This is a genomic window from Treponema sp. OMZ 803, assembly GCF_024181165.1.
In the GTDB taxonomy this organism is placed as follows: Bacteria; Spirochaetota; Spirochaetia; order Treponematales; family Treponemataceae; genus Treponema.
In genome coordinates this window covers 1,485,300-1,498,595 of sequence record NZ_CP051195.1, presented here as the reverse complement: position 1 = coordinate 1,498,595, position 13,296 = coordinate 1,485,300, and the positions used below count along the sequence as shown (strand labels likewise).

The 13,296-nt window shown below is 45.6% G+C and carries 12 protein-coding genes; 9 read left to right on the top strand and 3 right to left on the bottom strand.

What is annotated here, in order from left to right:
- The first annotated feature begins 17 nt into the window (after positions 1-17).
- Entirely contained in the window at positions 18-956 is a 939-nt protein-coding gene (locus tag ABH09_RS06850; RefSeq protein ID WP_253713834.1) for an AEC family transporter, read from the top strand.
- Between the two features lie 11 nt (positions 957-967).
- Here the strand turns inward: ABH09_RS06850 and sdaAA are convergent, their stop codons facing one another.
- Complete coding sequence (gene sdaAA, locus ABH09_RS06845) at positions 968-1,906, bottom strand: L-serine ammonia-lyase, iron-sulfur-dependent, subunit alpha (RefSeq protein WP_162663595.1); 939 nt, start codon at positions 1,904-1,906, stop codon at positions 968-970.
- A 12-nt stretch (positions 1,907-1,918) separates the two neighbouring features.
- A complete protein-coding gene (sdaAB, locus tag ABH09_RS06840) occupies positions 1,919-2,581 on the bottom strand; it encodes an L-serine ammonia-lyase, iron-sulfur-dependent subunit beta (RefSeq protein ID WP_253713833.1) in 663 nt (220 codons plus the stop codon).
- 607 nt (positions 2,582-3,188) lie between these two features.
- Between sdaAB and tpiA the strand changes: the two genes are divergently transcribed.
- The 3 genes from tpiA to ABH09_RS06825 all read left to right on the top strand — a co-directional run bounded on the left by tpiA (position 3,189) and on the right by ABH09_RS06825 (position 5,533).
- Entirely contained in the window at positions 3,189-3,938 is a 750-nt protein-coding gene (gene tpiA, locus ABH09_RS06835) for a triose-phosphate isomerase (protein WP_253713832.1), read from the top strand.
- Between the two features lie 134 nt (positions 3,939-4,072).
- Entirely contained in the window at positions 4,073-4,432 is a 360-nt protein-coding gene (locus tag ABH09_RS06830; RefSeq protein ID WP_162663593.1) for a hypothetical protein, read from the top strand.
- A 183-nt stretch (positions 4,433-4,615) separates the two neighbouring features.
- Entirely contained in the window at positions 4,616-5,533 is a 918-nt protein-coding gene (locus ABH09_RS06825) for a nucleotidyltransferase family protein (RefSeq protein WP_253713831.1), read from the top strand.
- 84 nt (positions 5,534-5,617) lie between these two features.
- On the opposite strand, the gene ABH09_RS06820 is transcribed toward ABH09_RS06825, so the two are convergent.
- Positions 5,618-6,241 (bottom strand): hypothetical protein, encoded by a 624-nt coding sequence (locus ABH09_RS06820; protein ID WP_162663591.1) that lies wholly within the window; start codon positions 6,239-6,241, stop codon positions 5,618-5,620.
- Between the two features lie 285 nt (positions 6,242-6,526).
- Here ABH09_RS06820 and ABH09_RS06815 point away from each other — a divergent pair, with 285 nt between their 5' ends.
- From ABH09_RS06815 to ABH09_RS06795, 5 genes are all read left to right on the top strand, one after another.
- Positions 6,527-7,258, top strand: a complete 732-nt coding sequence (locus tag ABH09_RS06815; RefSeq protein WP_253713830.1) for a hypothetical protein — start codon at positions 6,527-6,529, stop codon at positions 7,256-7,258.
- Positions 7,259-7,355: 97 nt separating this feature from the next.
- Positions 7,356-8,507 carry a lipid II:glycine glycyltransferase FemX gene (locus ABH09_RS06810; protein WP_253713829.1) on the top strand — a complete coding sequence of 384 codons (1,152 nt, stop codon included), beginning with the start codon at positions 7,356-7,358 and terminating at the stop codon, positions 8,505-8,507.
- A gap of 281 nt (positions 8,508-8,788) precedes the next feature.
- Positions 8,789-10,984: a DUF4954 family protein gene (locus ABH09_RS06805; RefSeq protein ID WP_253713828.1), complete on the top strand. Its 2,196-nt coding sequence runs from the start codon at positions 8,789-8,791 to the stop codon at positions 10,982-10,984.
- Between the two features lie 111 nt (positions 10,985-11,095).
- A complete protein-coding gene (locus tag ABH09_RS06800; RefSeq protein ID WP_253713827.1) occupies positions 11,096-11,590 on the top strand; it encodes a hypothetical protein in 495 nt (164 codons plus the stop codon).
- Positions 11,591-11,607: 17 nt separating this feature from the next.
- Positions 11,608-13,296 (top strand): SPOR domain-containing protein, encoded by a 1,689-nt coding sequence (locus tag ABH09_RS06795; RefSeq protein ID WP_253713826.1) that lies wholly within the window; start codon positions 11,608-11,610, stop codon positions 13,294-13,296.

Here is a 13,296-nt window from a genome sequence, read left to right as displayed (position 1 = left end):
TCGTAAGAGGAGCATACATGGGGAGTTTCTTTATAGCATTTAATGCAGTCATACCGGTCGTCCTCTTAGTCGGTTTCGGTTATTTCCTTAAACGACAAGGTTATTTCAGCAAGGCAACGATTACTCCGTTAAATAAGTTATGCTTTGACTTACTCTTACCAATCGTAACGTTTAATAATATCAGGAAGATAAATTTAAACGAAGTTTTCGATTTGCGGTTCGTTCTGTATGTCGCAGGAAGTATTTTAGCTGCTATTTTCCTACTCGTTGTTATCGTCCCTCTTTTCGAAAAAGACAAAAAGAAACAAGGCGTTATTATACAGGGAATATTTAGAAGTAATTTTGTGATGCTCGGTATTCCTCTTTCTTCCTATATTGCAGGGGAAAATAGTGCAGCGTTGGCATCGATGCTTGTTATGGTTATTGTTCCCATTTTTAATGCTGCTGCTGTTGTTATATTTTCAATCTATGGTGGATGCACTGTCAATAAAAAGAAATTAGTATCGGATGTATTGAGGAATCACATGGTCATTGCATCTGGTTTAGGGATTATTATGTCTTTGGTGCATCCTCCTATTCCGCATTTTTTAGATAAGTCATTGACGGATATCGGAAAAATGGGGGGTGTATTTCCAATTATTGTACTAGGCGCAATGCTGGACTTTTCAAAAGTTTCAGCAAATTTTAAAAATCTGTCAATCACTGTTGCGGGCAAACTCATCGGTATGCCATTGATCTTTATTACGCTAGCCATTTATCTTGGATTTCGAACCAATGAGATTGTGGCGCTCATTGCTCTTTACGGTTCTCCTACAGCCGTTATTTCAGCAGTTATGGCTGAACAACTCGGCTGTGATCATGAACTTGCCGCTCAAGTCGTTATTTTCTCGACGATAGTGTCGTGTATTACCATTTTCGGGATTGTCTTTGTATTGAGCTTTTTGAAGGTAATATAAGGCCATCCGTATTAACTGCCGCATGATCCACATGAGCCACAAGTACTGCACGGATTGCCGGTAAGTGGTGACCGCGTACCAAATACCTGCCGTTCAAAGGCCTGGCCAGTCGGTGTTATTGCTAAACCTCCTTGGGCAGTTTCACGTAGCGCTGCCGGGAGTCCGTCGCCAACCCGCTTGAGGGACTCGATGGTTTCGTCAACAGGAATTGCGCTTTTAATACCTGCAAGTGCTAGTTCCGCAGCGGTGAAGGCAAGTGTGACGCCGGAGGCATTCCGTTTAATGCAGGGGATTTCTACAAGGCCGGCAACGGGGTCGCACACTAGTCCCAAGATGCACTTGATTGCTATTGCGACAGCATGCGCTGCCATCTCCGGTGTGCCGCCTAAAAGTTCTACAATGCAGGCAGCTGCCATCGCAGAAGCAGTGCCACACTCAGCCTGGCAGCCACCTGACGCACCGGCAATTGATGCTTTGTTTGCTACCACCATACCGATAGCTCCGGCGGTAAATAGGGACAGTACCGCTTCTTCCCGCGGAACGCCGCGCGTTTTTAGCAAAGACCCCAATGCACCGGGGAGGATTCCGCAGGAGCCGGCCGTTGGGGTTGCAACAATTTTCCCCATCGCGGCATTTATTTCAGATACTGCCATCGCCATCTGGATGGCGTTTGATATAAGGTCTCCGCAGAGATGTTTGCCTTCTGCAATCGTCTGTTTTAACCGATATGCATCCCCCCCTGTTAATCCACTTGTAGATTTAACTCCCGGTTTACTGCCATTTTCAATTGCCTCTAGCATGACTGTCAAGTTTTCTTCCATCCGCTTGACCAGTGCTTCTTCCGGCAGTTCAAGCTGTGCCGCTTGATCTTCTAATACAATCTCCCTGATACGCTTATGCTGCGCTTCCGCTGTTTTATATAATTCGTTAACTGATTCATAACTAAGCATATAGGACTCCATTTAGAACGGTCTAACAAAAATCACCTTTGTAACACCGGGTATTTTTTCAATAGTCGTTTGCAAGTCTTCTCCAAGGGAGCGTCCATCGATCTGTAATGTCATAATTGCCGTCCCCCCCCTTTTGTCCCGTGCAAGATTAAATTTGTAGACATTAAGTTTATACTGCGCCATCACTGCCGTTACGGCAGCAATCATCCCCGGAATATCATTGTGTACGACAATAATCGTTGGAGATTGGCCGGTAATTTTTACTTCTCTACCGTCTATTTGGGTAATAACAATGTTGCCGCCCCCGATGGACGCTCCTTGAACACACACTGTTTTTCCGTTTGCATCGGTTAGGGTGATTTCTGCTGTATTCGGATGGGCATTGAGGATAACGGTTGGCTCGAAAGTAATGGCAAGCCCCGTTTCTTTGGCAATTTGCAAGCTTTTTCTGATACGCTCATCATCGGTCTGCATTCCCATAATCCCTGCCGCAAGTGCACGATCGGTTCCGTGTCCTTTGTAAGTCTGCGCAAAAGAGCCATGCAGTCTGATATATGCTTTTACTGCAGGGGCACCCAACAGTAGCCTGCTCATTAAACCAATCCGCACCGCCCCTGCGGTATGGGAGCTGGAGGGTCCGATCATGATAGGACCGATTATATCAAATACATTCATCGCATCATCCTTCTTTTGTTTCTTAAACCTGTTCGACAACGCAGTTATTGGACAGGTCTATTATAACCGAGAATATATAATAAAAAAAGATAAGTAATTCATAATTAGAAATCGCAGAAAGAGTTCGATGTGTTTATTCTGTGCTGCAGAACGGTACCCTTTAAAAATCGGTAAAGGTACGGTATAATGAAATATCTGAAAACTTTTATCGCAAGTTTGCAATGCAAACTTGATTAGGAGATGAGATAAAAAGTACCGTCTGAGATGTCGCCGGTACTTTTTATCACAAGTTTGCGGTGCAAACTTGATTATTTACATGTGCGCGCAATGCGCGCACGGCTAAAAACTTTTTCGGATGTTGATTCGCTGTCCGCTTAAGCGGACAAGTTAAAGAATTTCTTTGCAGAACAGAGCCGAAGGCTCTGATATTTCCTGCAAAAGTTTTTATAGGAGCTATGATAAAAAGCATCGCCTAAAATTGCGTCGATGCTTTTTATCGCAAGTTTGCGGTGCAAACTTGATTATTTACATGTGCGCGTAATGCGCGCACGGCTAAAAACTTTTTCGGATGTTGAAACATCCTACAAAAGTTTTTATAGGAGAAGGTATGCGGAGATATTTTATTGCAGGCAACTGGAAAATGCACAAAACAAAGGGTGAGGCTGTTGAACTGGCGAAAGGCGTGGTAGAGGCCGTCAAAGGAGGAAAGCACAAATATATGATAGCTCCTTCCTTTACCGCCCTTGATGCCGTTTCTCAGGTAGTAAAAGGAACCAATGTTTTGCTTGGTGCGCAGAATATGAGTACCGACGAGCAGGGCGCTCATACGGGTGAGGTGTCCGTATTGCAGCTTAAAGACCTCGGGGTACAGGTTGTTATCCTTGGCCATTCGGAACGACGCCATATTTACGGGGAAACCGATGCAATGATCAACAAAAAGGTGCGGCTTGCATTGCAGCATGGGCTGGAAGTTATCCTTTGCGTCGGCGAGTTACTGGAGGAACGCGAAGCAGGTCGGGCGGAAGCTGTCTGCGCAGCACAGACCGAAAAAGGTTTGGAAGGTGTAACGGCACAGGAACTGGCACGGGTAACCATTGCGTATGAGCCGGTATGGGCAATCGGTACCGGAAAAACGGCAACTCCGGAGGATGCCGATGCGATTCATGCGCATATCAGATCCGTCATTGCGAAGTTATACGGAAAAGCTGCTGCCGATGCAATGGTCATTCAGTACGGCGGTTCGATGAAAGCCGAAAATGCTAAGGCTTTGCTTGCCAAAGAGAATATCGACGGTGGTTTAATCGGTGGCGCAGCACTTAAAGCCGAAACCTTTGCTCCGATCGCCCTCTGTGAATGATGTAGAATAGGGTAAACGCATCAGGTAGGGTAGATAAAAAATGCCTGATGCGTTTGCCCTGACAGTCGATATTGCAAAGAACGGGTTTTCCGTATATATTACATTCTGTTTATTACTTTATAGGAGGATCTATAATGAACAAGAAAATACTTGCGCTGTGCGCATTTATGCTGCTCGCTGTTGTCCTGTCTGCACAGACTGTACAGACTAAAAAGCAAAAGATTAAGGTTGAAGGTCGTGCAAATGCCTCGCTTTATCTAACCGAAATTTATAAGACCGATAACTGGGCGGAATACTATTGCGTATACGAAGAAGATAAGAACACGTTTGACGAGAATGAAGCTGAAAAGGTCATGTATGAATTCTTTTCAAATTATAAACGGGATAAAGGCTTTTCTTCCGTCGAAGTTGAAGATTTAAAAGGCGCCTCCATCGGTAAGACAATGACAACGATGGAAAAACGTGTTATTTTCCGCCACGTAAATAAACGGTAAATGCACGAAAACCCCTAAAATCTTGAATTTTTAGAGGTTGCCTTTAACCTTATGTGTATTTAGAGTGCTTTTATAGTGTGATTAATGAACTTTTAGAACGCTGATTGATCCTGCAATGGGTTAATCGGCGTTTTCTTTGAAGCGTTGATGTATGGAAGCGAGTATTTATGGAGGTACAATAGAATGAAACCTACATTGTTGGTTTTAGCAGGAGGAATGGGGAGCCGTTACGGCGGTGTTAAGCAAATAGATGCGGTTGGACTGCATAATGAAACACTCCTTGATTATGCAGTTTACGATGCTGTCCATAACGGTTTTGGAAAAGTGGTATTTGTTATTAGAAAAGATATTGAAACCGATTTCCGCGCCCGTTTATTTGATCGAATTGCCCGTAATTGCGATGCAGAATACCTGTTTCAATCCATTGATTCACTGATTGATCCTAAAGAGCTCCCTCAGACGGTAAACCGTAAAAAACCGTGGGGTACTATCCACGCTGTTCTTTGTGCGGAGAATTTCGTAAAAACTCCCTTTGCTATTATCAATGCAGATGACTATTACGGGCGCAAGGCCTACAAAACAATGGCCGGACATTTGTCAACTCTAGACAATTATTCTCCAAACCATGCGATGGTCGGTTATATTTTGGAAAATACGATGAGTGAATCCGGTTCCGTATCGCGGGGCGTATGCAAGGTTGAGAACGGAATGCTGGTTTCTATGAAGGAACATACCAAGATTTCTTACGGTGAAGAAAACGGTAAACGGGTGATTCTATCTCAACTTGAAAATGGAGTAGTGCATCTGACCGGTAAAGAGACCGTTTCTATGAATCTTTTCGGTTTTAGTCTCAAGGCCTTTGAAGGTTTCCATATATTCTTTGAGGAATTTATCAAAAAGAATATCGCAAGCGAAAAAGCCGAATGTCTCTTGCCGGAAGGAGCGAGTATGCTGGTTACAAAGGGGCTCGGTACAATCAAATGTTATACCACCGATGAACGCTGGTTCGGCATGACCTATCCCGAAGACCGCGAAATCGTAAAAAAAGAAATAGCGCAAAAAATTAAAGAAAACTACTATCCCGAATTCTTGTGGAAATAATCGGACATATTATAGAGAGGGATCGTTTTGAATTTCCTTAAAATGCAACAACTGAACAAAGTATAAACTTTGGCGGTTGTTGCATCATTGGGCATTCCGCTTAATAAACGGCATTTGTTCCCGTTCGATTTGCTCCATCTCTGCGGCGTATACCCTATTCAGCGTTCTGTATTCCTCGGCAAGGGAACCGCTGATCAGTCGCAGTAAAGTCATGCGGTGTTGCACTTGTTCATTCAAAAAGCTGTTAAATTCATCCAGCTTGCTTTCCGTGTCGATGAGAGCAAGGTTTTCGCAGCCGGTAAGAAAGGTATGCGTCATATATAGGATGCGGGCGACGGGATCGGCAAATTGATAGCATTTGCGGCGGTTCTTCCCTGCAGCTTCTTTCAGCGCATCTTCGGCTTCCACCATTTCACGGAAAAGCTTTACCGCTTTAGTATTTCCCGCTCGTTTAATGATTTCGCGCATTTCTTTTGATTGTCCTTCTGCCGGCAGCGGTCTAATACCGCCGGATTCCGTTTTTTCTGTCAACAATGAGCTTGCAGGCTTTTGCGGTGCAATATAGTTTGAAAGTTTGACGAAAGGGATTGCAAAGGAATCGGCAAGCGAGCGAAGTTGTTTGATCTCTTTTTTTGATAATACAAAGGTAAAAATAACGCCGATTATCATAACGGCGAAAGCAAGATGTACCGGATTGAATTGCAGCATAAATCCTCCGTACCTTTTGTACCGTAGTTCCGTTGACTCGTCAATAGAAACCTGCTAGGCTGACGGTGTAAACGCATCAGGTACTTCTTTGAATACCCTCGCAGAATAAGAGATGTTATTCGACCAGAGTTGAACCTCTGCGCGGTTCAAATGGTCTCATAACCTCTTTATTCTGCGCATTTCATCTAATCTGCCTGATGTGTTTGCCGTCTGCTAGAAAAAATGTGCGAAGTTTCAAATAAAACTTCGCATAGAGATGGCTATTCACGAGGGAATATATATAAAATGAAACAAAATAAAACAAATGTTCGTGCGCGGGGCGGGGTGACGGTTATCTGTTTTCTTGTAATTCTTGTCGGACAGTTCTATCTTTTACGCAATGTAATTCATGCGGATTCTTTTTCTTTTGTTATGATGCCGTGGAGCGCCGAACTCTTGTTTGGGTTGGTTTTGATTGCAGCGATTATCTATTTGTTTATTCAGCCGATGGGATGGTACACCAAAAGGCGGCTTGCTGCGGCGTTTATACTTCTTATCGCATACAGTGCGCTTACTATTTTCTATTATGAGGCGTTTAAAACCGCTTATCTTACCGGCGCTTCTTTTGAATATGCGAGCAGTGCGGGCGGACTTGTCGGACTTAAATTAGTGCTTGCAGTTGTCGGTGTGACGGCAGGTATCCCTGTTGCGCAATCCATCGATGGACGTGAGTATGCAAAACGGCTCCGCGAAAAGGTGGAAAAAAACAATGCTCAACTGACAAAAGAAACCGCGAGCGGTGCCCAACAAGATTTAATCCGTACAATCAATACATTAAAAAAGACCATGCCCCCGGAGGAATTAGTCGCCTTCTTACAGGAATTAAAGACTGCCGATATCGAAACCATCTGCAATACCGGTACTCCTGCTAAAATTTCTTCTGCTCCAGCGGATTCCGATGCTACTTCTTCATACTCCGCATCGGAAGCACAAACCTCGCTTGCAGAAAAATGGCGCGGGTGGGGTGGGGGAGTGTAAGCAGATTGTTTTTCTACAGTCCGAACACCTCGATACTATAAACCGAGAGCCAATCCTTTGACAAAAGCCTGTTTTTCCGCTATCGTTCCTTTCAACTATGAATACATTGACGATAAAAGAATGTACCGATATGACGGTAAAAACTCCTGCTCAGCATTTTTTGCAGAGCCGCTTTTGGGCGGAGTTTAAAAAGGAGCAAGGTTGGTCATATCAGCAATATGAGGTACACGCTGCCGGTACCCGTTCTTTTTTACTCACGGTGTTATTGCGGCAATTGAGTCCTTTCGGCTTTCTTGCCTATATTCCGATGGGGCCGTCTATCTTAACCGATTATAATTCACAGCTCCCCGAAACGGCGGAAAAACGGAAGCTTTTCCTGGTAAACCTAGCGGAAAAGCTCGTTCCCTTGCTGCCTACTTATGTTTTTTTAATTCGCTTTGATCCTCCATGGGAATGCGTAATAAGAAGCGGAAACACGCAGGCATTCTCTCGCCAAGATTTCCCGCTTATTCCCTGTACCGGCGGAAAAACGCCGTGCAGCCTGCGTAAAGCAGCTTCCGATATTCAGCCGCCCGATACCGTTCTGCTCGATTTAGGACAGCCGCTTGACACCTTGCTCGCTCAGTGTAAACCTAAGTGGCGTTACAATATCCGGCTTGCCGAAAAAAAAGGCGTACAGGTTCGCTGTTTTCCCGGAAGCCAAGCTGAAGACGTCATACCGATCTTTTATCGGCTTTATCGTGAAACTGCAGCGAGGGATGGCATTGCTATCCATAGCGAAAACTATTACCACTCGCTTTGTCGGCTTGCTGTCGATCCTGCATTCGATACCGAACGTATTCTTATTTCAATCTATATTGCTTATTTTGAAGAAAAACCGCTTGCCGCGATTATTACGCTTTTTTCTCCGAGCGGAGCTATCTATCTGTACGGCGCTTCTTCAAATGAACACCGCAACCTTATGCCTGCATATCTGTTGCAATGGCAGGCAATCCAAGATGCGCAAAAGTACGGTTGTCCATCCTATGATTTTTACGGGATTCCGCCAACCGATGATTCGCACCATCCTATGTACGGCCTGTATCGGTTCAAAACGGGATTCGGCGGAACTATTATTCATCGGGTGGGAACACTTGATATTCCAGTACGAGGCTTCCGCTATCGCCTCTACTCGTGTGCCGAACAGTTACGGGCATTTTGGTTTAAAAACCTCAAAAAGAAGCTTCGCGTTCACAGCCGAAAATCGTAGTGCTTCGGTTTCATATTAGATTTGAGAGGAAAAATACGGCAACCGCACCGTAAATATTTTAAGCGGTTGCCTTCCTTTTGTGCGAAATTTTGCCTAAAATTTCGCACAGTTTATTTCGGAAAAGAGCAAACACATTAGACAGACAAATCAAATTTCGCAGAATAATGAGGCTGGGCAACCATTTGAACCGCGAAGAGGTTCAACTCTGGTTGAACAGCCCCATTATTCTGCGGGGTATTCAGAAGAACGTCTAATGTGTTTGCTCCAGCATTGGAGGAGCTATGCCGGTACGTGTTATAACAGCGGATGACTTTGGGGTTAATTTTGTCAATAAATCTTTTCTTACTTCCGGACGGGATGAATATACCGTCCGTTTTATGCAGAACCCTGCCGAAAAGCACCGATGGCGGCCGCTCACCTTTAACGAAGTTGAAACGCTTATCAAGAACGGAAATACCTGTACTAACTGGAATACCTTTTTGGTGGAAGACCCCTTTACGCCGTCGCTCATTAAAAACTCGCTTTTTGCGGGATTGGTGAGGATTTCCTCTTTAACCGAATGTTATCTGCGCTACCATGATTTTATTGTCCCCGCGGGGATTACCAACAGCAAAATTATCTCCTGCGATATCGGAGCGAATTGCGCCGTGCACGACTGCGCCTATCTTGCGCACTATATTATCGGGAATACCGTCATTTTAAGCAGAATAGATGAGATGGCGGCAACCGATCATGCCAAGTTCGGCGAAGGGGTCATTAAAGACGGGGAAGATGAAGCAGTCCGCGTTACAATCGATGTGATGAACGAAGCGGGCGGACGGGAAATTCTTCCCTTTGCGGATATGATTTGTGCCGATGCGTTTATGTGGGCGCGGTACCGCGATGATGCAAAGCTGATGGCGCAGCTGAAAAAGCTGACGCAGGATTCTTGCGACTCCGCCCGCGGTTATTACGGTACCGTCGGCGATAACGCAGTGATTAAAAGCTGTAGGATTATCAAGGATGTCCGATTCGGTGAGGCGGTCTATATTAAGGGCGCCAATAAGCTAAAAAATCTAACCATCCGGTCTTCTGCAGCAGAAGCGACGCAGATCGGGGAAGGCGTTGAGCTGGTCAACGGAATTATCGGATACGGCTGCCGCGTGTTCTACGGCGTTAAGGCAGTGCGCTTTGTGCTCGGAAATAACTGTACGCTCAAATACGGCGCCCGCCTCATTCACTCCGTGATGGGAGATAATTCAACTATCTCCTGCTGCGAAGTATTAAATGCGTTGATCTTTCCCTACCATGAGCAGCATCATAACAACTCATTCCTTATCGCTGCGATGATTCAGGGGCAGTCTAATATGGCGGCCGCCGCTACGGTAGGTTCAAACCACAATACCCGCGGCAATGATGGAGAGATTATCGCCGGTCGGGGATTTTGGCCGGGACTTTCTGCGACGCTCAAGCATAACTGCCGGTTTGCGTCCTTTGTGCTGTTGAATAAAGGCAATTATCCTGCCGAACTCGATATTCCTTTCCCGTTCAGCTTGGTCAGCGATAATCTGCGAGAAAATTGCCTCGATATTATGCCTGCCTATTTTTGGATGTATAATATGTATGCGCTTGCCCGCAATAACGATAAATTTAAAAAACGGGATAAACGGAAAACAAAGATGCAAAAGATTGAAACCGAGGTGCTTGCCTGCGATACCGCCGGGGAAATTATGCACGCGATGGAATTGCTGGAGCACATTTTTGAAACGGCATGGACGGCGGCAGGAAATCAACCCGAAAGTGCTCGCTATCTTTTGACTCATAAACGAGACGAGCTGAAAAAACTGCCCCTTACTGCCGAAAACATCGAGCATTCCGCCCGCCCGGTGAAAATTCTGCATGGCGTGGATGCGTGGTATGCGTACCGCGATATGCTCGTATGGTACGGGGTAACCGTTTTGGCACAATACATCGATGAAACCGGTAGCGACGGTGAGGTGTTTAGCCGCAGTGGTGTATGCTGCCGGTTTAATCTTCAAAACGGAACAATCCGGTGGGTCAATGCAGGCGGGCAGCTGATACGCGAAGATGAATATGACCGCCTCCGCAATAGAATCGGGGCAGGGGAGTTTAATTCGTGGCACGCAATCCACGCCGAATACGACCGGCTCTGGGAACGGTATCCCTTTGACCGTGCAGAACATGCCTACAGCGTACTCTGCCGGCTCGCCGGAGTTTCCGTTCTTGCCGAATCACACTGGCGAACCTACCTTGACGAAGCGCTCCGCTTGAACCGTTACATCGAAGCGCAGGTTCTTATCACCAAGAAAAAAGACTACACCAATCACTTCCGTGATATTACCTACCGAAATCGTGCGGAGCGGGATGCCGTACTCGGTCATGTAGAAGACAATGCCTTTGTGCAGCAGTCCAAGCAGGATGCGCAGCACTATGCTGAGCTTTTTGCTCCGCGAAGAGGTTCAACTCTGGTCGAATAGTCTCAATTTTTTCGCGGGGATATTAAAAAAGCGGCCTGATGCGTTTCACCCTGTCTCATTTATCCTTTATCCTTTTTTTATTTTGCCGATATTGATTACGGAGAATATACTATGAAAAAGCGGATACCGATAGTGCTTTTATGCTGCACTATGCTGTATGGTGCGGTATATGCGAAAACAATCGGTTTTGCTTGTATCTATAATTCCGATGCACCGGCCGGGGCAACCGAACTGACTATGGCGCTCGAAACCGAGCTTTTTGACTTCTGTTTTGATCAAGGGATAGTAGCTACCAGTGTCGAATGTATAGTAGGAAACTATGAGCAATACAAAAATAATACTGCACTGATAAAACGTTTCGATTCAGCGATCGACTGTTTAGTTGCACTATATTGCGAATATAATCAGGCCTCGGACAATATCGCGAAGAGACAGACACCGGTAATTGAATGGAAGAATCTTGAATGGAAGCTCATCGATTTTTCCTCCCAAAAAATCATTTTTGAAGAAAATATCGATCCGAAAACAATGCCGGAAAACGAATTGAAACAAAAAATCAAAAGCGCCGGTCAATCTATCGGTACAAGTATGTTGGAAAATTTATAGAGGAAAAGGGGATACAGATGATCAAAAAAATAATGACTGTCCTGAGTATGTTAATACTAAGCACTGCACTGATATGGGCAGTATGGGAAGGTAATGCTGTTGCCGGATCACAGGAAGAATTCCCTGCAGGCCTCTTTGCTTCCAGTGATTTATTCCCTAAGTATACGCTTATCGAAATCACCAATTTGGAACAAAATATAACATCCCGTGCAGTTGTTATCGATAATGAGGGGGCACAGGGAGTATTGGTAAAGGTGTCGCCTGATTTAGCAAGGGTTTTGGCAATTAAAGAAGATAGTACTGTGCGCATCCGCGTTTCCATACCTCCACTTGTAGCCGAGGAAGGTGCCGATCCTGTGCTGTTAGGTAAAGTTGAAGAGAGGCAGCCTACCCCAACGGCGGTGCCTGAAAAACCGGCAGAAGAGGCTCCTCAAACTTCCCCTGTAGAGGCTGTCCCCATAGAGGAACCGGTACAACCAGCAGAAAAACCGATACAAGAGGATAACAACCGAAAAGGCCCGTATGAAGAACCTATTCAAAATGAAGCAGTTATTCAGAATGAACCTGCACCTCCGGAGGTAGCCGAACCGGTGAAGCCGGCAGTCGAACCCAAAGGAGAAAAAAACGAAGAAGTTGCACCGATGACGGTAGCTGAAATTGAAACGCCGGTACAACCGGAACCGGAAGAACCGGTGTCTCCGATTGCCGAAGTTGAAGAGCCTACCCAACCCGAAAAGGCACCGGAAGAACCGATGGCTCCGATCGCTGAAGTGGAAGAACCTTCTCAACCCGAAAAGACACCGGCAGCACCTGCCGCACCTGTAGCTGAAGTATCGGAACCTGTTTTACCGGAACCGGAAATCGTACCGGCTCCTGCTGCCGTTTCTGAGGTAACCGAACCCATAGAATTTTCTGCATCATCCGAATATTCCGCAGAGGCTGAAAAACCGGTATTGGATGCCCCCCCTATTCAAGAAGCGCCGATAGAAGAAGAGAGCGAGTCTTCCGCCGAGTATACAAAACCGGTAGTGCAAGTCGCGGAAATAGCCGTTCCGGAGACTGCTTCGGGTTTAGATGCATTACTTTCACCGGTGCCGGAAGTGTCAACTCCGATTGAACCGGAACCGGTAACAGTCGATGAAGCTGAGTCTGAAAAAGATATGGAAAAGCCTACAGTCGAGCCAGAGCTTCCTGCCGTTGAACCTAAGGAAGAACCGGTAGAAGAATCGGAAGAGTTGCAAGACGAACCGGAAGTTGTTATCGCTAAGGAAGCTCTTGCAGGGAAAGAGCCTAAGGATGACACTACGGAAGATGACTTGATTACAGAAAATCATGTTATGCTCGTACCATCGGAGCCCCGGGTACCGATGAAAGAATATATCCCTGCGCCCAAAGAACCCGAACAACCGGCTTTGCCTGCGTCACCGGTTGTTACACAGCCTGCCGAAGAGCTCTATACTGCCAATGTCCTTACAAAGGGAGCGTTTTATGTACAAATCGGTTGGTTTAAGGATATGCTGAATGTAGAAAGTTTTGTACAGCGGTATGGTAAACAGTATCCTATCGCAGTAGAAAAATCTCCTATGACAAAGGGAATTTTTTATAAGGTCTATATCGGACCGCTGAAAAAAGATGAACGGGGTGCAATATTGGAAAACTTCCAAAAATTAGGCTTTAAGGATGCATTCTTAAAAAAAGCTCCTTAA